Origin of the sequence: Pseudonocardia hydrocarbonoxydans (assembly GCF_006539565.1) — a bacterium.
In the GTDB taxonomy this organism is placed as follows: Bacteria; Actinomycetota; Actinomycetes; order Mycobacteriales; family Pseudonocardiaceae; genus Pseudonocardia; species Pseudonocardia hydrocarbonoxydans.
The window spans coordinates 1-20,063 of sequence record NZ_BJNG01000058.1; the positions used below are offsets into that span (position 1 = coordinate 1).

The 20,063-nt window shown below is 73.0% G+C and carries 14 protein-coding genes and 1 tRNA gene; 11 read left to right on the forward strand and 4 right to left on the reverse strand.

The window, feature by feature from the left end; translation table 11 throughout:
• Positions 1–110: 110 nt before the first annotated feature.
• Both PHY01_RS25170 and sp36 read right to left on the reverse strand, forming a co-directional pair.
• Positions 111–569 (reverse strand): RidA family protein, encoded by a 459-nt coding sequence (locus PHY01_RS25170; protein WP_141282626.1) that lies wholly within the window; start codon positions 567–569, stop codon positions 111–113.
• Positions 566–739 (reverse strand): Sp36 family protein, encoded by a 174-nt coding sequence (gene sp36 / locus PHY01_RS25175; RefSeq protein WP_141282628.1) that lies wholly within the window; start codon positions 737–739, stop codon positions 566–568. The genes PHY01_RS25170 and sp36 overlap by 4 nt, the downstream gene beginning before the upstream one ends.
• 73 nt (positions 740–812) lie before the next feature.
• On the opposite strand from sp36, the gene bagA reads away from it, so the two are divergent.
• Both bagA and bagB read left to right on the forward strand, forming a co-directional pair.
• On the forward strand, positions 813–1,829 hold the full coding sequence (gene bagA, locus PHY01_RS25180) for an ATPase BagA (protein ID WP_141282630.1): 1,017 nt from the start codon (positions 813–815) through the stop codon (positions 1,827–1,829).
• Positions 1,826–2,977: an ArsA family ATPase gene (gene bagB / locus PHY01_RS25185; protein WP_141282632.1), complete on the forward strand. Its 1,152-nt coding sequence runs from the start codon at positions 1,826–1,828 to the stop codon at positions 2,975–2,977. Before bagA ends, bagB begins: the two co-directional genes overlap by 4 nt.
• A 122-nt stretch (positions 2,978–3,099) precedes the next feature.
• Here bagB and PHY01_RS25190 read toward each other — a convergent pair whose 3' ends face one another.
• Positions 3,100–3,483 carry a WhiB family transcriptional regulator gene (locus tag PHY01_RS25190; protein WP_141282634.1) on the reverse strand — a complete coding sequence of 128 codons (384 nt, stop codon included), beginning with the start codon at positions 3,481–3,483 and terminating at the stop codon, positions 3,100–3,102.
• A 145-nt stretch (positions 3,484–3,628) separates the two neighbouring features.
• On the opposite strand from PHY01_RS25190, the gene PHY01_RS25195 reads away from it, so the two are divergent.
• The 5 genes from PHY01_RS25195 (at position 3,629) to PHY01_RS25215 (ending at position 9,960) form a co-directional block, all read left to right on the forward strand.
• The gene (locus PHY01_RS25195; protein ID WP_246086142.1) at positions 3,629–6,046 is read left to right on the forward strand and encodes a penicillin-binding protein; all 2,418 of its coding nucleotides are present in this window, start codon (positions 3,629–3,631) and stop codon (positions 6,044–6,046) included.
• A 72-nt stretch (positions 6,047–6,118) separates the two neighbouring features.
• Complete coding sequence (locus PHY01_RS25200) at positions 6,119–6,649, forward strand: hypothetical protein (RefSeq protein WP_141282636.1); 531 nt, start codon at positions 6,119–6,121, stop codon at positions 6,647–6,649.
• Between the two features lie 66 nt (positions 6,650–6,715).
• Positions 6,716–8,689 (forward strand): bifunctional MFS transporter/dTMP kinase, encoded by a 1,974-nt coding sequence (locus PHY01_RS25205; RefSeq protein WP_141282638.1) that lies wholly within the window; start codon positions 6,716–6,718, stop codon positions 8,687–8,689.
• Positions 8,686–9,837 carry a DNA polymerase III subunit delta' gene (locus tag PHY01_RS25210; protein WP_141282640.1) on the forward strand — a complete coding sequence of 384 codons (1,152 nt, stop codon included), beginning with the start codon at positions 8,686–8,688 and terminating at the stop codon, positions 9,835–9,837. The genes PHY01_RS25205 and PHY01_RS25210 overlap by 4 nt, the downstream gene beginning before the upstream one ends.
• Positions 9,838–9,886: 49 nt before the next feature.
• Positions 9,887–9,960 (forward strand) — tRNA-Thr (locus tag PHY01_RS25215).
• A 173-nt stretch (positions 9,961–10,133) separates the two neighbouring features.
• On the opposite strand, the gene PHY01_RS25220 is transcribed toward PHY01_RS25215, so the two are convergent.
• Positions 10,134–11,918: a DUF5635 domain-containing protein gene (locus PHY01_RS25220; RefSeq protein ID WP_246086143.1), complete on the reverse strand. Its 1,785-nt coding sequence runs from the start codon at positions 11,916–11,918 to the stop codon at positions 10,134–10,136.
• Between the two features lie 150 nt (positions 11,919–12,068).
• Between PHY01_RS25220 and PHY01_RS25225 the strand changes: the two genes are divergently transcribed.
• The 4 genes from PHY01_RS25225 to PHY01_RS25240 are packed head-to-tail and all read left to right on the forward strand — an operon-like array spanning position 12,069 to position 19,936.
• A complete protein-coding gene (locus tag PHY01_RS25225; RefSeq protein WP_170183977.1) occupies positions 12,069–16,136 on the forward strand; it encodes a TIGR02680 family protein in 4,068 nt (1,355 codons plus the stop codon).
• Entirely contained in the window at positions 16,133–17,617 is a 1,485-nt protein-coding gene (locus PHY01_RS25230) for a TIGR02677 family protein (protein ID WP_141282645.1), read from the forward strand. Before PHY01_RS25225 ends, PHY01_RS25230 begins: the two co-directional genes overlap by 4 nt.
• Entirely contained in the window at positions 17,610–18,734 is a 1,125-nt protein-coding gene (locus PHY01_RS25235) for a TIGR02678 family protein (protein ID WP_141282647.1), read from the forward strand. Before PHY01_RS25230 ends, PHY01_RS25235 begins: the two co-directional genes overlap by 8 nt.
• Positions 18,731–19,936, forward strand: coding sequence for a TIGR02679 domain-containing protein (locus PHY01_RS25240; RefSeq protein WP_141282649.1), 1,206 nt, complete (start codon positions 18,731–18,733; stop codon positions 19,934–19,936). The genes PHY01_RS25235 and PHY01_RS25240 overlap by 4 nt, the downstream gene beginning before the upstream one ends.
• Positions 19,937–20,063: the final 127 nt, after the last annotated feature.

Genomic DNA, 20,063 nt, shown 5'->3' on the forward strand with positions numbered 1-20,063 from the left:
CGGCTGGTGGGCGCCTGCGGCGAGCCAGTCGCGCAGCCGCCACAGCACGTCGTCGGGCAGGCGCCCGGCGAGCGCGACGAGCAGGTCGTGCGTGGACCGCTCGGCGTCGGTCATCCCGCCACCTCGACGACGATCTCCACCTCGACCGGGGCGTCCAGCGGCAGCACCGCGACCCCGACGGCCGAGCGCGCGTGCGCGCCCGCGTCGCCGAAGACCTGGCCGAGCAGCTCCGACGCGCCGTTGATCACGGCGGGCTGGCCGGTGAAGTCGGGCGCCGAGGCGACGAAGCCGACCACCTTCACCACGCCGACGACCGCGTCGATCCCCACCAGCGCGTCGACGGCGGCGAGCGCGTTGAGCGCGCAGGTGCGGGCCAGGTCGCGGGCGGTGTCGACGTCGACCTCGGCGCCGACCTTGCCGGTGGCCGGGAGCGCGCCGTCGACGAAGGGCACCTGGCCCGCGGTGAACACGAGGTTGCCGGTGCGTCGCGCGGGGATGTAGGCCCCGGCGGGCGCGGCCACGGTCGGCAGCGTGATCCCGAGCTCGCGGAGGGTGGCGGAGGCCGTCACGACTGGGCCGGGCGCTTGAACCACGCGACCAGCTGCTCGCCGTTGGCCCCGGAGGTGACCGTCACCAGCTCCCAGCCGTCGCGGCCGAAGTTGTTGAGGATCGCCTGCGTGTTGTGGATCAGGACGGGAGCGGTGAGGTATTCCCACCTGGTGTGCGCGGGGGAGCTCATGGACATGGACTGTAGCCAGCGCCTCACCCCGATCGGGCGACCGGGCGGCGCGCGGGCTCGTAACGTGGACGTCATGACGACGACGGGCTGGCCCGACCAGCTGGCGCAGGCGCGGCTGCACGTGGTCACCGGCAAGGGCGGCACCGGCAAGACCACGGTGGCCGCGGCACTGGCACTGGCACTGGCGACCGGCGGGAAGCGGACGCTGCTGGTGGAGGTCGAGGGCCGGCAGGGCATCGCGCAGCTGTTCGACACCGCCCCGCTGCCCTACGAGGAGCGCCGCATCGCGGTGGCGCCCGGCGGCGGCGAGGTGCGCGCGCTGGCGATCGACCCCGAGGCCGCGCTGCTGGAGTACTTCGAGCTGTTCTACCGCCTCGGCATGGCCGGGCGGACGCTGCGGAAGATGGGCGCGATCGAGTTCGCCACCACCCTCGCCCCGGGTCTGCGCGACGTGCTGCTCACCGGCAAGGTCAAGGAGTGCGTCACGCGGCGGCACAAGGACGGCACGCCCGTCTACGACGCCGTCGTGCTCGACGCGCCGCCCACCGGCCGCGTCGTCAGCTTCCTCGACGTCACCAAGGCGATGGCCGACCTGGCCAAGGTCGGCCCCATCCACACCCAGGCCGAGGGCGTCGTGCGGCTGCTGCACTCCCCGCTCACCGCCGTGCACCTGGTGACGCTGCTGGAGGACCTGCCCGTCACCGAGACGCTGGAGGCGGTCGAGCAGCTGCGCGAGGCCGACCTGCGGCCGGGCGCGGTGGTCGTCAACCAGGTGCGCCCGCAGTGGCTGCCCGACCGTTCGGTCACCGCCGCCGCGAACGGCCGCGTCGACGCCGAGCGGATCCGCGCCGGTCTGGCGTCGGCCGGCCTCGACCTGCCCCCGGACGTCATCGACGGGCTGGTGGCCGAGACCGTCGACCACGCCGTCCGCATCCACGCGGAGTCGCTGGCGCTGGCCCGGCTCGACGAGGGCACGGACCTGCCGCGGCTCGAGCTCCCGACGCTGATCGACGGCGTCGACCTCGGCTCGCTCTACGAACTCACGGAGGAACTGGTGGCTCAGGGCGTCGGAGCGGGGGTGCCGGTGTGAGGACCGCACCGGACTGGGACGTCGACGCGCTGATCGACGATCCGGCGACCCGCGTGATCGTGTGCTGCGGCTCCGGCGGGGTCGGCAAGACCACCACGTCCGCGGCGCTGGCGATCCGCGCCGCCGAGCGCGGCCGCCGCACCGTCGTGCTGACCATCGACCCGGCGAAGCGGCTGGCCCAGGCCCTGGGCCTGCAGGCGCTGACCAACGAGCCCGGCCTCGTCGCCGATGCGGACGGCGACCTGCACGCGATGATGCTGGACATGCGCCGCACCTTCGACGAGATGGTGGAGACGCACGCGGAGCCCGGCCGGGCCGAGACGATCATCGCGAACCCCTTCTACCAGACCATCTCCTCCTCGTTCTCCGGGACGCAGGAGTACATGGCGATGGAGAAGCTGGGGCAGCTCGCGGCCACCGGCGAGTGGGACCTGATCGTCGTCGACACCCCGCCGTCGCGCTCGGCGCTGGACTTCCTCGACGCCCCGCAGCGCATGTCCACCTTCCTCGACGGCCGCATGATCCGGCTGCTCTCGGCGCCCGCCCGGGCCGGCGGCCGGGGCCTGATGAAGATCGTGGGGGCCGGGTTCTCGCTGTTCGCGAAGGCGGTCTCGACGATCCTGGGCGGCCAGCTGCTGGCCGACGCCTCGGCGTTCGTGCAGGCCTTCGACACGATGTTCGGCGGGTTCCGGGAGCGGGCGGAGGCCACCTACGCGCTGCTGCGCTCCCCGGGCACGGCGTTCGTCGTCGTCGCCGCGCCGGAGCCGGACGCGCTGCGCGAGGCCGCCTACTTCGTGGAGCGGCTCACCGCGGAGTCCATGCCGCTGGCCGGGCTCGTGCTCAACCGCACACACCCGGCGCGGGCCGACCTGTCCGCGGCCCGGGCGCGGGACGTGGCCGACGGCCTGCGCGGCGCCCCGCTGGCCACCGCGGTGCTGCGGCTGCACGCCGACCGGGTCGACCTCGCCGAGCGCGAGGAGCGCCTGCTCGCCCGCTTCGCCCACGCCCACCCCGGCGTCGCGGTGGCGCGGGTGCCGGTGGTGGCCGCGGAGATCTCCGATCTCGACGGGCTGCGCGAGGTGGGCGCCCGGCTGGCCGCGGCGGCCACCCCGCCCCCGGCCCCCACCTCGCTGCGGACGGCCCAGTAGCGCGACCCTGCCGTACGGAGGGCCGCACGGGCGGCGCGACTCGGTCGCACGGAGGTCCCGACTCGCGCGACCCCTCCCCGCGAGTCGGGAGATCCGTGCGACCGGGTCGCACCAGGCGTGCGTCAGGCCGACTCGTGCAGCTGCCGGGCGGTGCGCTCGGCGACGGCGTGCTCGGTCGCCCTGGCCAGCCCGGCGGCCGTGTCCTCGTACGGCGTGGCGTCGGGGTCGGCGGCGTAGTAGGCGGTGCGGGCGCCGGTGAGCAGGTCGTGCCAGGACTCGACCTCGGGCCGGGTGCGCAGCAGCGCGCGCCGCTCGCGCTCGGTCATCCCGCCCCACACCCCGAACTCGACGCCCTCGTCGAGCGCGTGCGCGAGGCACTCGGTGCGTACCGGGCAGGACCGGCAGAACATCCGCGCCTCGCGCTGCTGCGCGCCGGTGACGAACAGCTCGTCGGCGTCGTCCGTGCGGCACCGCGCCGCGCTCCGCCAGTTCCACCGGTCCGTCATGGCCCCTCCCGAGGTCCCGCAAGGTCGACTCGACCCGCTACAGACGGATCCTGCGCCGTGGCGGTTCCCGGCGGGAGGGAGCAAAACTACTCAGGACCCCCGACCTGACCGGGTCCCGACACCGCGCGGCGTACCCTCGCCCTCCGTGAGCTTCCCGCGCCATCTGATCCGGCCGGTCGGCCTGTTGCTCGGCCTGTGCGTGCTGGCGGGGATCATCACCGCCGGCGCCGCGTTCCCCGCCGCGATCGGGCTCGGCCTGGTGGCCAACGACGCCAGCGACAGCGTCGGCAGCGTCTCCACCGAGGTGCTCGACCAGCCGCTGCCGCAGACCACGATCGTCACCGACAACGCGGGCAACACCATCGCCCAGCTGTTCGTGCCGGACCAGAACCGGCGCTCGGTCACCTCCGACGAGATCTCCCCGGCGATGAAGGCCGCGATCGTCGCCGTCGAGGACCGGCGCTTTTACCAGCACCAGGGCGTCGACTGGCAGGGCACGGTGCGCGCCGTCGTCACCAACTCGGTGTCGGGCAGCATCGAGCAGGGCGCCTCGACGCTGACGCAGCAGTACGTCAAGAACTACCTGCTCTACGTCGACGCGGAAACCGAGACCGACCGGCTCAAGGCCACCGAGCAGACCCCGGCGCGCAAGCTCAAGGAAGCCCAGATCGCGCTGCAGCTCGAGCAGTCGCTGAGCAAGGACGAGATCCTCACCCGCTACCTCAACATCGTCCCGTTCGGCAACGGCGCCGCCGGCATCGCCTCCGCCGCGCGCACCTACTTCGGCAGCACCCCGGCCGAGCTGACGGTGCCGCAGGCGGCGCTGCTCGCGGGCATGGTGCGCAGCACCACGGCCACCGACCCGGTGCAGAACCCGCAGGCCGCGCTCGACCGGCGCAACCTGGTGATCCAGCAGATGCTGGAGCAGCAGATGATCGACCAGGCGCAGGCCGACGAGGCGCTGGCCCAGCCCTTGGGGATCGCGTCGCCGCTCAACACGCAGGCCAACGGGTGCATCGGCGCGGGCCCGGCCGGGTTCTTCTGCCAGTACGTGCAGGAGTACCTGTCCGAGGCCGGGTTCTCCACCGACCAGCTGCGTCATGGCGGGTACACGATCCGCACGACGCTCGACCCCGTCGTGCTGGAGCGGATGCAGGCCTCGCTCACCGCCGAGGTCCCGGCCGACCAGCCCAACGTCGCCAACGTGATGGCCACCGTGCGTCCCGGCACCGAGCGCCACGAGGTGCTCGCGATGGGGTCCAGCCGCGTCTACGGCCTCGACGCCGACGCGCTGGAGACCAGCTACGGCCTGCCCTACATCCCGGTGCCGCTCGGCGCGGGCTCGGTCTACAAGACCTTCACCGCGGCCACCGCTCTGGAGAAGGGCCTGGGGATCAACTACCAGCTCTCGGTGCCGCCGAGCGGCTACGCCTCCCCGATCTACGTCGACGGCGGCGGTCGCCCGCTGCCCGTGCAGAACTCCGGCAGCTACGGGGAGCGGATGACGATCACCGATGCGCTGGCGCAGTCGCCGAACACCGCGTTCGTCAAGCTGATGGAGTTCACCGGCGTGCCCGACGTCGTCGACATGGCGGTGCGGCTGGGCCTGCGGTCGCTGGCGACCGAGCGGTTCGTCGACCCCAACACCGGCCAGCCGACGGACCGCTCGATCGCGGAGGTCACCAAGGCGCAGCGGCAGGCCTCGTTCACCCTCGGGGTGAGCCCGACCAGCGTGCTGGAGCTGTCGAACGTCGGCGCGACACTGGCCAGCGGCGGCATGTGGTGCCCGCCCACCCCGATCGCGTCGATCACCGACCCCGAGGGCAACCCGGTGCCGGTCACCGAGGCGCCGTGCGAGCAGGTCGTCGACCCGGGCCTGGCCAACGCGATGATGACGGCGATGAGCAAGGACGACCTCCCCGGCGGCACCGCGGCGAACGCGGCGCGGCAGGTCGGCTGGGACCGCCCGATGGCCGGCAAGACCGGCACCACGCAGGCCAACAAGTCGGCCGCGTTCCTCGGGTACTTCCCGGAGATCTCCGGCGCCGTGATCACCTACGACAACGACAACCGCCCCGACGCGCTCTGCGACGGCGCGGGCTCGCCGTTCGCCTGCGCGCGCGGCAACATCTTCGGCGGCAAGACCCCGGCGGAGACCTGGTACGGGATGATGTCGCCGCTGTTCGAGGGCCAGCCGGTGACGCCGCTGCCCCCCGTCGACGACCGGTACCTCGAGGGCGGCGCCGAGTCGCGCGTGCCCGACGTCGTGGGCGACGGGCAGAACGACGCCCGCGCCACCCTGGAGTCGGCGGGCTGGGCCGTCACCACCCGCACCCAGGACAACGCGGCGGCGCGCGGCACCGTGATCGGGCAGAGCCCGCGCGGCACCGCCCTGCCCGGCGAGACGATCGTGCTGACGGTGAGCAGCGGCGAGGTGCCGCCACCGCCCGCGGCGCCCACCGCGGAGGTGCCACCGCCCGAGGGGGAGGCGCCGCCCGACGGGGGCGCGGGCGCCGACCCGGGGACGGGCGAGGGGGCCCCGCCACCCGCCGACGGGGGATGACCTTCGCCCGTGCGGGTGGTCGGGGGTGGCACCGCCGGTGATCACCGCGCCCGCGGCCTACCATCGCCGACCATGAAGTCCGCCGACGCACCGGTACCGCGGCCGCGCGGCGCGTCCGGGGGCACCGCCGCCGTGCCGATCAGGGGCCGGGTGACGTCGCGGTCGGCGAGCAGCACCGCGTTGCTCGACGGCCTCGCGCCCCCGTGGCAGCGGATGCCCGGTCCGGCCGAGGACCGGCCCGCAGTCCGGCTCGCCCGCGACCCCGGGGACGGGGACCCGACCACCTCCCCGGACCCCGTCGTCCGCCCCGACCCGGCCGCCACCGCGGACGCGACCACCTCCCCGGGGACGACCACCTCCCCGGGGACGACCGGACGGGCGGTCCGGCCGGTCACCGACCTGGCCGCGCGACGACCCGTCGTGCCCGGCGAGCTGCGCCCGCCCGTGCGGTCCGCCCGGCCCCGGGTGGTCGAGGAGCCGAGCATCCTGGGCCTGTCGCGCCGCACCCGCAGCCGGGTGGGGTCGCGGCTGTTCACGCTGTTCTTCGTCGCCGTGTTCACGCTGATCGCGCTGCAGATGGTGCTGGAGATCCTGTACGGCTGAGCGTCGGTGCCCCGGCTACCCTGGCGATCGGCCCGTTCCACCCGAGCGCCGAGGAGGTGAGCCGCCGTGACGACGCCGTCGGCGCCCACCTCGCACCGGGTGCGCAGCGTGCTCGCCATCCCCGCGTTCCGCAGGCTGTGGCTGGTCACCGCCGGGTCGGCCACCGGCGAGTGGCTGAGCCTGCTCGCCCTGTCGGCGCTGGCCACCCAGCTCACGTCGGGCTACCAGGCGCAGAGCTTCGCGCTCGGCGGCGTGGTCGCCACGAAGCTGCTGCCCGCACTGCTGCTCGGCCCGCTCGCGGGGGCGCTGGCCGACAAGTTCGACCGGCGCCGCGTCATGGTCGTCTGCGACGTGCTGCGCTTCGGCCTGTTCGTCTCCATCCCGATCGTCGGGTCGCTGGTGTGGCTGTTCGTCGCGGTGTTCCTCATCGAGCTGTGCGCGATGTTCTGGATCCCGGCCAAGGACGCCGCCGTCCCCAACCTGCTCAAGCGCCCCGACCAGGTCGAGACGGCCAACCAGCTCGCGCTCGTCGTCACCTACGGGGTGGCGGTGCTGCTGGCGGCCGGGCTGTTCACGGGGCTGTCGAGCATCGGGTCCGCCCTCGGCGGCGACGCCGGGGAGACGGCCACGCTGCACGTCGCGCTCGCCGTCACCGGGTGCGCGTACCTGGTCATGGCGATCACCGTGGGGTTCTTCGTCCCGGAGATCTCCGGGCGGGCCACGCAGCGGCGCGAGCAGGCGCCGGGGGTCCTCACGCTGCTGCGCGACGGGGCGCGGTTCGTCGTCGCCACGCCGCTGATCCGCGGGCTGGTGGCCGGCATCGTCGGGGCGTTCGCGGCGGGCGGCACGGTCGTCGGCTCGGCCACGCTCTACGCGGCGAGCCTCGGCGGCGGCAACGCGGCCTACGGCATCCTGTTCGCCGCGGTGTTCGCCGGTCTCGCGTCGGGCATGGCCGTGGCGCCCGGGATGGCGCGGCGGATCCCGCACAACCGGCTGTTCGGGGCGGCGATCGTCGCGGCCGGGGTGGCGCTGGTGCTGGTGGCGCTGGCCCCGCACCTGTTCGTCGCGATCGGGGCGGTGGCGCTGGTCGGCGGGTTCGCCGGCATCGCGTTCCTCACCGGGCTCACGATCATCGGCACCGAGGTCGCCGACGACATCCGCGGCCGGATCGTCGCGTTCGTGCAGTCGATCGTCCGGCTGACGCTGCTCGGCTCGATGGCGCTGGTCCCGCTCGTGGTGGGGCTGGTGAGCACGCAGACCGTCGAGCTGTGGGGGCGGTCGTTCCTCATCGACGGCACGCGGATCGTCATGCTCGGCGGTGGCCTGGTCGCCGCGGCGATCGGCATGGTGGCCTACCGGCAGATGCACGACCGGCGCACCGAGCCGATGCTGCCCGACCTGCTGGCCGCGCTGCGCAGGGGAGTGCCGCGGGTCGGCTCCGGGGTGCTCGTCGCGGTGGAGGGTGCCCCCGCCGAGGAGACGGCCGAGCAGGCGGCGCAGCTGGCGGCGCGGCTGCGGGCGGCCGGGCACACCGTCGTCGAGCTCGACGACTCCGGGCGCGACCGCGAGCGCTGGGAGGCCGCCGTGCGCGAGGCCGCGCTGGGCGGCGTCCGGGCGCAGGCGCTGGCCGCCGCCGCGGTGCGGGCCGACCTCGTGGAGCGGGTCATCCGGCCGGCCCTCGCGCAGGGTGCGGTGGTCGTCGTCGACCGCTTCCTGGCCGGGCTGGTGCAGTACGGCGTCGCGGCCGCCGGGGTCGATCCGCGCGAGCTCGAGAACCTGGTCCTGTGGGCCACCGGCCGGCTGCGCCCCGACGTGTCGGTCCTGCTCGACCGCGCCGCCCCCGCCGCGCCCGCCGGGCTGCCCGGCGAGGAGCACCTGCGGGTGCAGCGACTGCTCACCCGGATGGCGGCCGCCGAACCGCACCACTACGTCGTCGTCGAGGCGGAGGGCAGCGCCGAGGAGGTCGCCGACCGCGTCTGGGCCGGTCTCGTCCCGATGCTGCCGGCGCCGGGCGCCCCCACCTCGCTGGCCGCGCCGTGACGGTCTGGGACGAGGTCGTCGGCCAGCCCGACGCCGTCGAGGAGCTGGGGAGGGCCGCGCGCGAGCCGTCGTCGATGACGCACGCGTGGCTGTTCACCGGGCCGCCCGGGTCGGGGCGGTCGATCGCGGCGCGGGCGTTCGCGGCGGCACTGCAGTGCCCCGAGCAGGGGTGCGGGCACTGCGCGACCTGCCACACCGTGCTGGGCGGCACCCACGCCGACGTCCGCGAGGTGGTGCCGGAGGGGCTGAGCATCGGCGTCGAGGCCATGCGCAGGCTCGTCGCGCTCTCGGCCCGGCGGCCGTCGACGGGGCGCTACCAGATCCTGATCATCACCGACGCCGACCGCCTCACCGAGAGTGCGGCCAACGCCCTGCTCAAGGCGGTGGAGGAACCCGCCGAACAGACGGTGTTCCTGCTGTGCGCGCCGTCGGACCATCCCGAGGACGTCAGCGTCACGATCCGCTCGCGCTGCCGGGTCGTGCCGCTGCGCACGCCGTCGGCCGACGCCGTGGCCGCCGTCCTGGTCCGGCGCGACGGCATCGACGCCGAGCAGGCGCGGTGGGCCGCGTCGGTGTCGGGCGGGCACGTCGGCCGGGCCCGGCACCTGGCCCGCGACGAGAACTCCCGCGCCCAGCGCGAGGCCGTCCTCGCCCTGCCCCTGCGCACCCGTTCGCTCGGCGACGCCTTCACCTTCGCCGCCGACCTCGTCCGCGGGGCGAAGGCGGAGGCCGGCGCCCTGAGCGAGGCCCGCGACGGCGCCGAGCGCGAGGAGCTGGGCATCGCGATGGGGGCGGGCGGCGTCGGCAAGGGCGTCGCGGGGGCCGCCCGGTCGGCCAAGGCCGCGGAACGTGATCTGGAGAAACGCCAGAAGCTCCGCAACACCCGCAACCAGCGCGACGCCCTCGACCGCGCGCTCGTCGACCTCACCTCGTTCTTCCGCGACGTCCTCGTCACCTCCGCGGGCGCCGCCGTCCCGCTGGCCAACCCCGACCGCGAGGCCGACGTCCGCCGCGCCGCCACCGAGTGGAGCGCGGAGTCGGCGCTGCGCCGCCTGGAGGCCGTGCTCGCCTGCCGCGAGGCGCTCGACCTCAACGTCAAGCCGGAGATCGCCGTCGAGGCGATGATGACGGCGATCCACACCGGCTGACCCGCTCCGGGGCGTCCCGAACCCGCCGGTACACTGGCGTCCGCACATCGCCGCCTTAGCTCAGTCGGTTAGAGCGACGCACTCGTAATGCGTAGGTCTGGGGTTCGACTCCCCAAGGCGGCTCCGTTTTCGCAGGTCAGCGACCTGCCAGTTCCTGTCCCGGCATTTTCGTGGCCTCCTGCGTGCGTAGCTCAGCGGGGGCTTGCCCGGCAGGTCTGGCGTGACCGGTGCGTCCGGATCGCCTTGGTGGTGGGGTTTTAGGCGCTGGAGGGCAGAGGCGATCTTGGTTCTGGCCCCTACGGCATCGCCGCCAGGAAATGCGCGTTCCTTCCCTTGCCGTCGCCTCGGACGAGGACTCCATCGATGACGAGGCGGTCGAGGTGGTTTAGCGAGCCTGTCTGGGTGAGTCCGGTGAGCGTTGCGTAGTCGCCGGATGTGATCCGGGAGTGAGAGGCCAGCCAGAAGCGGACGACCGCGCCGGGGTCGTCTGGACGTCGATAGTTCAGGATTCCTCGGGCCCGGCGGTCGGGAGCCGGGGCTGCGCTCTCGACGACCCGAATCGCAGCTGAGGACAGAATCCAGACGTCCTTGAACCGTGTGAGAAGTGGGGAAGACCCGACGCGGCATTCGGTGGCCGCGGTCTCGAGCGCTTCTGCTGCTTCCTGCGGCGCGCGCTGGAGGAGTTCGGCGATGAGGTCGGGGGTAGCGAACGGCTGGCGGAGAAGGTGGTCGACGATGAGGGCGACCCTGACGTCGCGTCGTCGGACGGCAGGCTCGATGCGGCCGGTGAGGGCCATGACCGGGACCACAGGCCGACCGCCGACGAGCCGTGTCCTGACCCGTGGGCCGTCTTCTTCGACGATGAGGGGCGGTCGGTGGCCGAGCGCGACCATCTCTCGGTACATGCGGTCGACGCCCATGCCTTGCTTCTCGACCAGGTTGAGTGCTCTGAAGAGGTCGGCGAGTGCAGGGTGGCGGGCGTAGCGTTGGGCGAGGACGGTCGCGGCCGTGATGCCGCCAGTGAAGCCGCCAGGGCTGGTGACCTGCAGGGCCGAGTCAGCGTCGATCCACGTGATCGTCACCGGGCCGGACGACAACCAGTCGCGGTGCACCAGGCCATTGAGAACGGCCTCGCGGACTGCCCGGGGTGGCAGCCGGCGGACGGTCGGCTCCGCGAAGCCGCCCTGGAGGGTGACCTCCGTATTGAGTGAGTTCAGGCGGTCTTCCACAGCTGACAGTTGCTCGAGCACGCTCAAGCCCGTGAGGTCCGGGGGGCGAAGGAGCACATCTCCGCCCTCTACGTCGATTGCGGTCATCGAGAGGTATGTGCGGTCCGCAGGGCAGAACAGGAGAGCGCCTGCTTGGGTCAGGTGCCCGTCGGGATGGAGGACACCCAGTCGTCGCAGGAGATCGGCGACGGTCTCGCTGGCATGGTGTTCGAAGCCGGCGTCGCGAAGGTAGCGGCGAGCCGTCACGATCGCGCCGTCACTCACGTCGACGACGGTGCGACTCGTGACGGCGGCCATGCTGTCGTGGCCGGCTTGGCTTTGGCGATGCAGCCACCACTCCGAGCGGTCAACCGCGACACAGTTGACTCCCACCCGCCAGCGGATCCGACCGCTGGTGTCCTCGATGGGCTCGTGGGCTGATGCGACATACAGGACGAGGAGGCGGACTCCGCTGACCTCGCGTTCCTCGACGTCCGGGGCGAGGTCGACACGGGTGTAGATGCCGTGTCGGAGCCAGTCGCGGTCCAGCGCGGTTCCGAGCAGGTCGCCGGTCTTGTTCTCGATGCCGACGATCAATGCTCCGCCGCCTGGTGTGTTGGCGAAGCAGGCAACTTCGTCTGCGAGTTGCGCGGCTGCGGCGGTGTTTTGTGCTTGACCTGCCAGAAGTGCCCCTCCACTGCCACGCCGGCCGGCTTCCTCCTTGATGTCGACGTGCTCGAGCTCGGCGTCGTCAGGCAGGACTCCGGCCCGGAGCTTCGCGAGGACCGCGTCCACGGCGCGCCTGATCGTGGACCGGGCGTCGACGAGGTCGGGCTCGGGATGAAAGGGCAACACCGTCGGACACCCGCTCACGCACTTGAAGTTTCCGGTCTACGTAATCTACAACTGACAGGCGCGGGCGGCGATCTGTGGGGGTTTCGACTGCTGCGATGCGTGAGCGAGAAGGGCGTGACTGTCGGTGCTGTCTGTCACGCTCTCTGCGCAGGATCTCAGGAGGTCTGGATGACGGTGGTGGCCGACGCTCGCTGGCGTCCCTCACGTGCCGGGATCCTCAACGTCTATCAGTACGAGGACGAGACCCTGCACTTCGCCGGTGGCCGGCTGCTGCTGCGCGGGGTGAACGGGTCGGGCAAGTCGACAGCGATGAACATGCTGCTGCCCTTCCTGCTGGAGGCGGACACCCGGCGGATCGACGCCGCGGGCGAGCAGACCGGGGTGCTCAAGTCCTGGATGCTCGCCGACAACGACGAGACGCAACGAACCGGCTATTTGTGGATCGAGTTCGCCCGGCCCGATCCGGAGGCGGCTGGCGGTACGCGCCATCACACAGTCGGCTGCGGGATCCGTGCGAACCGCAGCACGGACCGCGCGACGACGTGGTGGTTCTCCACGCCCCGACGTGCGCGGATCGACTTCGCGCTGACCAACGGCCGTGTGCCGCTCGCCGTCGACGCGTTGCGGGCCGAGCTGGGGAGCGAGGCTGTATTCGCCCAGAACCAGGTCAGGGAGTACCGAGCCGAGGTCGCCAGGCGATTCTTCGGCGGGGCAGACCCGTCGGGCTACTTCGCCCTGCTGCATCAGGTGCGCAACCCGAGGGTCGGCGACCGGATCGACGCCGATCTGCCCCGCAGGCTGCTGGACGCACTACCGCCGGTGCCGGAGGAGGCTGTCGCTGACGCTGCGCAGCCGCTCGAGGATCTGGAGAGCCATCGACTCAACGTCCGCGCCCTCGCTCAGACCGACCGGGCGCTGAACAGCATGCTCGAGACCTATCGTCATTACGCCCGTCGGGTGCTGCGAGTGGCAGCCGAGCGAGCCGCCTCGGCGGTCACGACGGCGCGTTCCGCGCTGCAGCAGCGCGGTAGGTTGCGCGCCGCCAGTGACGTAGCGGACGCGACAGAGGCTCGGCTGCGTGACGAGGTGGGGCAGCTGGAGCGAGAGCACGCCACCGCGGACTCCACCCTCGCCGGTCTGCTCGACTCCGACGCGTACAAGCAGCTCGCCGCGCTCCTCGCCCGTCGTGACCAGGTGAGAAGCCTCGAGTCGGAGGCGGACACGGTCGAGGAAGTTCGCAACGAGGCAGCACGCCGGGTGCGCGCTGCCGTTGACCTCGTGCGGTCCCGGCGGGGCCGGGTCGACGGCGACCTCAAACTGGTGAGCGACGATCTCGCCGCAGCGGCCCGGCACAGCCGGGTCGCCGGTGTGGCCGCCCCGCTCCCCGACGCTCCCGTTCTTCGCCCTCGGGCCCTTCGCGGCGGCGTCGAAGGCCCGGCACCAGACACAGACCCGCTTGCGCATGTGGCGACCGCTGCGGTCGCGGACGCGGTGCGGCGGAGACGGGCGGATGTAACCCGGGTGCGTGAGCTGCTCGTAGAGTCGGAGAAGCAGAGCGAGGCGGCATTCCGGGCGGGCCGCGAGGCGCATGCGGCCGATCAGAGGGCGGACGAGGCCCGTACGGCGGCCGCGGAGGCCCGAGCCACCGCCGAGGCGGCGGGCGCGGACCACAGAGCCGCGGTCGCCGCATGGTGGGAGCGGCTGACCGAGCATGTCCGAGCGGTCCCGCCCGCTGAACCCGTCGGCAGCGCGAGCCGGTTGACCGTCCCCGCGGCCGCGGATCCGGGTGGTGAGGAGCTGCGCGAGTCGGCGCGAATGCGCCTCGTCGCGGCCTCCGCGGCGGTCGTCGCCGCGGAGGCTGAGCTGGAGCCGGCCCTGGCGGCGGCGTCGCTACGCCTGGAACGGGCGACCGCGCACCTCGCCGCGCTCGACCGCGAGCTCGTGGCGGTGCGGGAAGCCCAGGATCTCCCACTCCCCCGGGCGGCGTGGCAGGGTGCCGAGCCGTCGGATGCCGTCCTGTTCGCCTCGGTCGTCGATTTCCTTCCCGGTCTCGACGACGGAGCGCGGGCCGCTCTTGAGGCCGCCTGCGAGGCGGCCGGACTGCTCACCGCGACGATCCGAGCCGACGGCGAGGTGCTCGCCGCGGACGGGGAGCTGCTCCTCGGGCCCGGCCCGGCCGTGGAGCCGAACATCGCCGAGGTCCTCGGTGCGGCACCGCTGGACGGTGTGGACCCGGTGGCGGTGGCGGCAGCGCTCACCAGGATCGGGCTCGGGGCGTCCTCCGCGGCTGCGCTGTGGGTGGCGCAGGACGGTCGCTTCGGCGCGGGCCCGCTGCGCGGGCGCCACGGGAAACCCGCCGCGGAGCTCATCGGGGCCGGAGCCCGCGCGGCCGCCCGGCTCCGACGCATCGTGGAGCTGGAGGCTGATCTGGCGGTGGCAGACGGTGAACGGCTCGCACACCAGCAGGTGCACGATGCTCTGGTCGAGTGGCGCCGTGTGTTGCGCGGCCTGGGCGGCGAGATCCCCGACTCGCGGCGGGTCGATGACACCGTCGCGGTCGCCGCAGGCGCGGTGCAGGATGCGGTACGTGCCGGCGAGCGTGCCGCGCGGGTCCGCACGTTGGCGATCGAGGCCGAACGCACGGCCGAGCGCGCATGGGCCACCGCCGAGACCGGTGCGGCGGAGGCGGGCCTGCGGCTGGAGGCGGAGGCTCTGGACGAGATCCGGGGCGCGCTCGTCGAGACGGACGCGGTTCTGCGCCGGCTCCCTGACCGGGTCGACACGGCTCGGCGGTCCCTAGAGGACTGGGCATCGGCCGCTGATGTGTGGGAGGCCGAGTCCGAGAGACTCGAAGCCGCGCAGGACCGCGCCGTCGATGCCCGCGACCGAGCCACGGCGGCGCGTACCGCACTCTCGGCCACCGAGGCTTCACTGGGCGAGGAGCCGGAGCGGGTCGCGGCGCAGGTCGAGGCCGCCAAGGCGCGGCGCGACGGTCTCGCCGAAGAGATCAAGGCCCGCCGCGCCGCGCACAACCAGGCCATCGGCGCCGCCGCGACCGCTCGCAGTACGGCACTGGCCGCCGAGGGGGAGGTCGAGCGCTCCGAGCAGGGGTGCAGAGACGCGCGGGCAGCCCTGCTCGAGGTCACTCGGGTGCCGGGACTTTTCCCCGCAGCCCGCGCGGACGAGGCCGACGACCTTCCCGACCTGCCGGACACAGTGGAAGGCGCCGCCCAGCTGGTGGCAGCGGTGCGTGCCGCCGTCCCCGACCCGCAACGGCCGGTCGACGAGGACGCGCTGGACCGCTCACTCCGCGGTGTGCGGGACTCGCTCGGGGCCGGTTGGGACGCAGGCACCAGCCGGTTCGGCGACGGCGCGCCCGTCGCCATCGAGGTCTCCGGTCCCTACGGGCGGCGGGTACTGCTCGCCGCGACCGAGCAGGTCGCGGCCGACCTCCGCCGGTCTCAGGGCCTGCTCACCGCCCAGCAGGATCAGGCGCTGCGCAACCTTCTGCACGGCCGGGTGGCGCGGGAGGTGGCCCGGGCCCTCTTCGAGGCTGATGAGCTGGTCAGGGGTATGAACACCATCCTTCGCGCAGTGACCACGAGCCTGGGGATCGGTGTCCGACTGGACTGGCGTCACCGCGGGGACCTCGACCCGGACACCGCCACGGCACTGCGGCTGATGGCGAAGGATCCCGACGCGCGCAGCGACGGGGAGGACGCCGCTGTGCGCGTGGCGGTGTCCGGACTGGTCGAGGACGCCCGCGCCGCCGACATCGACGCGTCCTACCGGGATGTCATCGGGCGAGTTCTCGACTACCGCAGCTGGCACGAGCTGCGGGTCTACCTGCGTCGCCCGGGCCGTCCGGACGAGCTGCTCAGCAGGCGCTCCCGGCTATCGGAGGGGGAGAAGAAGCTCGTCACCTACCTGCCCATGGCCGCGGCAGCGTCCGTGTCGGCCACCGCACACGACCCGTACGAGATCGGTGCGCCGCGGCTGATCATGCTGGACGACGCGTTCGCCAAGGTGTCCGAGGACAACCACGAGGGCCTCTTCAGCCTGCTCGTGGGACTGGACCTGGACTTCATCGTGACGAGCGAGCGGCTCTTCGGCACCCATGCGAGCGTTCCGGAGCTCGCCATCACCGAGGTCCTGCGAGACGCGGACCTGCGCACCATCGCGCTGCTGCACTATCACTGGGACGGTCGGCAGCGTACGGAGTTGGCGAGGGCATGAGCCGCACCGAGGTCTTCGCCTACGTCACCGAGAGCCCCGAATACCGCTTGATCCTCGGGATCTTCGCCGGGACCTTCTTTGCTGAGCTCACCCCTGAGGACGTGGCCGCACGCCTCGCCGCGACCGGCATCGAGCTGCCGGTGGATACGGTGGCGGTGCGTCTGGAGAGCCTGCGGAACTGGGGCAACCTGGAGGTGTCGGCGTCGGTCGGGGCGGTGAGCACCGTCGCCGACTACTACAAGCGCCGCAACCGCTACCTCATCACCCGCGTCGGCCAGGAGGTGCACGAGCTCGTCGAGAGCGTTTTGGCCCAGGTCGACAACGTGCGTGACGTCTCGCTTGGCCGGCTCGACGTCCTGGCCGCCGCTCTAGAGGCGCTGCTGCGGCTGGACGTGCGGGCGGCCTCGCCGACCACGTTGGCTGACGCGGTGCGGGCGGTGTTCGACCCCCACCGCGCCTTCTCCGCCGAGATCACCCAGTTCTTCGCCGCGATCAACCAGTGGCAGGCCCGCTTCGATCTGGACGAGTCGGAGTTCGCGTTCTTCTCCGAGGTACTCGTCGGGTACGTCGGCGAGCGTTTGGAGTCTTTGGAGCGTAAGGCCCGGCCGATCGGGAGGCTGCTCGCGGAGCTGGAGCCCCTGATCCCCGTGGTCGTCGCGAGGGCACGTGACGGCCTGGCCGCTCGGGTGGCGGAGGCCGGTCTCACGGACGTGCAGGTCCGCTCCGGGCAGGGCGGGGCCCTGGCCGACTGGGAGAACCTCGGCAACTGGTTCCGGGGGCGTCCGGGCGTCCCGAGCAGAGTGGCGACCCTCGGCCGTGACGCCGTCAACGCCGTCCGGACCCTGACACAAAACCTCACCCGGCTGTCGCGCTCCGGCGTGGCCGGGTCGTCGCGGCGCGCCGACTACCTCCGCCTGGCCTCGTGGCTCGACGCCGCGGCCCGGGAGCGGCCGCAAGAGCTCCCTCGGCTCGCCGGAGCCGCGTTCGGCCTGTTCGGCAGCCGACACCTCGGGGGTGCGCCCGGAGACGAGGATGATCCGGTGCCGTCGGTGACCTCGTGGTGGACAGCGCCGACCGCGGACATCCCGGTCAGCCTGAGGGAGCGAGGGGACACCACCAACCGTGGGCGCTCCGGGCAGGTCGCGGACCGGTCGGTGCAGCGCGAGCACCTCCTGGCCCGGCGTCGCGCCGAAGAGGAGGCGACCGCTGCCGCGCGTGCCGAGCTCCTCGCCGCTGCCGCATCGGACGGCACCCTCGCGAACCGCACGGCAATGTCGACATCGGCACTGCGCGCGCTGCAGCGGCTCCTCGGTCCTGCCGTCGCGGCGATGGGCCCGACCGGGGAGAAAGGCGAGGCGGAGGCCGACGGGATGCGGTGCATGGTCGAACGTCGAGCAGGTGAGGCCACAGCGGTCAGCACGCCCGCCGGCACGCTGGTCCTGCACGAGCTCGGGATCGCCGTGATGGCCGCCGATGCGTGACGATCCGCACCGGCCCGCCGAGCGCATCGCCGCCGCTCGGGCGTTGCTCGCCGACCCGTGGCGGCCGGCCGAGACCGACCCGTCACTCTTCCTGCTCATCCGCCGGCATGCCGAGGTGCTCGACCGCTGGTTCACCCAACGGCTCGGCTATCGCCTCCTCGTCGATGCCGACACTGCCCGGCTCACAAAGAGCGGGCACCTGCCGCACGATCGTCCGCTGCGCACGCGGACGGGCCGACCGTTCACCGGTCAGGAGTACGTGGCGCTCACTCTGGTGCTCGCGGCCACCGCAGCGGGCCCGGACCGGATCAGCCTGCGCGACCTCGTCCTCCAGTTCCGCTCCGCGGCCGCCGACGCCGAGATCGCCCTCGACGGAGGGTCCGCGGAGCGGCGCACGCTGGTCACCGCCTTGCGCTGGCTCATCGAGCGTGGCGTGGTGCGCGAGCTGGACCGATCCGTCGCAGCCTACGAGTCCGACGGCCGGTCGGACGCCCTGCTGGAGATCCGCAACGATCGCTTGCTCATGCTGCATACCCCTGCCCTCGTCGGCGCCGAGTCGGCAGCCGACCTGATCGAGCGCAGCACCGACTCGGGTGGGCGTGCCGCGTTGCGCCGCAGGCTGGTGGAGGACCCGGTGCTCTACGCCGACGACGTGAGCGTCGAGGACTGGGCTGAGCTGCGCAGGCGGATCGGCGAGGAGGTCCGCTTTCTGGACGAGATGTTCGGGCTCCGCATCGAGGCCCGCGCCGAGGGCCTCGCGGCGATCGACGTGGACGGCGGTCTCAGTGACATCGTCTTCCCTCGCTCGGGAACCACCGCGCACGTCGCTCTGCTCCTCCTCGCCACGCTCAGCGACCACCATGGAGGCGGCGCCGACACGAAGGCACTCGATGACGAGGTCGGGCACCTCGTCGGGCGCTACGGACGGTTCTGGCGCAAGGACGCGGTCGCCGACCCCACAGCCCTGCGGCAGGAGGCGGTGGAGCTCCTCCGGTCGATGGGGCTCGTCGCCGTCGACTCCGCCGGGATCGTCCGGCCAAAGCCGGCGGCGGCGCGCTTCGCCCCCACCGTGGTCGTCGAGGACGAGGAAAACGATCCGCCGATGATGTTGCTGTGACCGACTTCCTCGCCGTCTCGGAGCTGACGCCGCTGTGGGAGGCCGTCCGCGCTGCGCTCGACCGCAACGGCCTGGAGTGGCGTGGCCGGCTGGCCCTGCCCCGTCTGCCCGCCGAGGGGCGCCGGCGCCTGGGGGTCCTCCTCGAGGGGCCCATCCCCGCGGACCGGCGCTCGGTTCCGCTCGCCGAGCTCGCCGCCGCCGTCGAGAGGCTCTCCCGGACCGATCTCGTCAGTGCGCTGACCGACCTTGGCCATCGGCCGTCGGGGCGTCGGGAAGCACGACTCGCTCATCAGGAGGCCACCCGGCTCCGTCGCGCGGCCGTCGACACCACGGTCGAGGCCGCCTTCCCGGACGCGACGTGGGCGGTCGGGTGGGGCGACTCGGCCTGGACCGACGGGCTGTTCGCGCGCCAGTCACCCGAGGAAGTCCAGACGCTGGTGACGGATACCGCGCGAGTACTCCGCCACGCAGGGACAGGCCGAAGTCGCACCGAGCTTGCAGCGCTGCTCCTCGGCAATGCGCATGCGCTGGACTCCTCCGAGCGCATCGCCGTCCTCGTGACGAGGGCTCTGATCGCTCGGGACGGCCCCGAGTCCGAGCGAGCGGTTTGGGAGCGGGCCGGAATGCCTCTCGACCTGGTGTCCGCACCCGTCCTGACCTGGGGACTGCCGCTGCTCGGTGAGGGCGCCGTCGCGCACTCCTCGCGCGCCATGCGCGACGCGGGCCTGCCCTTGCATCTGTCGACCGTCGCGTTGCGCGCCGAACCGCTGCGCGTGCCGGAGGGAACCCGGGTGCTGGTCGTCGAGAACCCGCGCCTGGTCGAGGCCGCGGCTCAGCGCCGCCTTCCTGCCGCGGTGATGTGTACGAATGGAAATCCGACCACGGCGCCGTCGGAGTGCATCGCCGGTCTGCGCTCGTCGGGCGCCGACCTGCGCTACCACGGCGACTTCGACACCGCGGGCCTGGCGATGGCAGCCCGCGCGGCTGCATTGGGCTGTGCTCCGTTTCTCATGAGCGCGAAGGACTATCGTGCAGCGCTCGTGGTCGCGTCCTCGACCGGGGTCGAACTGCCGCGTGACGGTGGAGCGATCCCGACGACCCCGTGGGATGCGGCGCTCGCTACGGACTTCGAGGTGTCACGGCTGATCGTCCACGAAGAGCGGGTGATGGACGACGTGCTGGCCTTGCACGCGGCCTGCTGAGCCCATCTGCTCGAAGGACCGGCCGTGGCCTCTGTCGTGGCCTCCGACTGCTTCCGGCCATGCCTGCCGTGCTCTCTCCCGCGTTCCGCAGTTGATGGGCACATGAGCGGGGTCCGGCCGATGACCC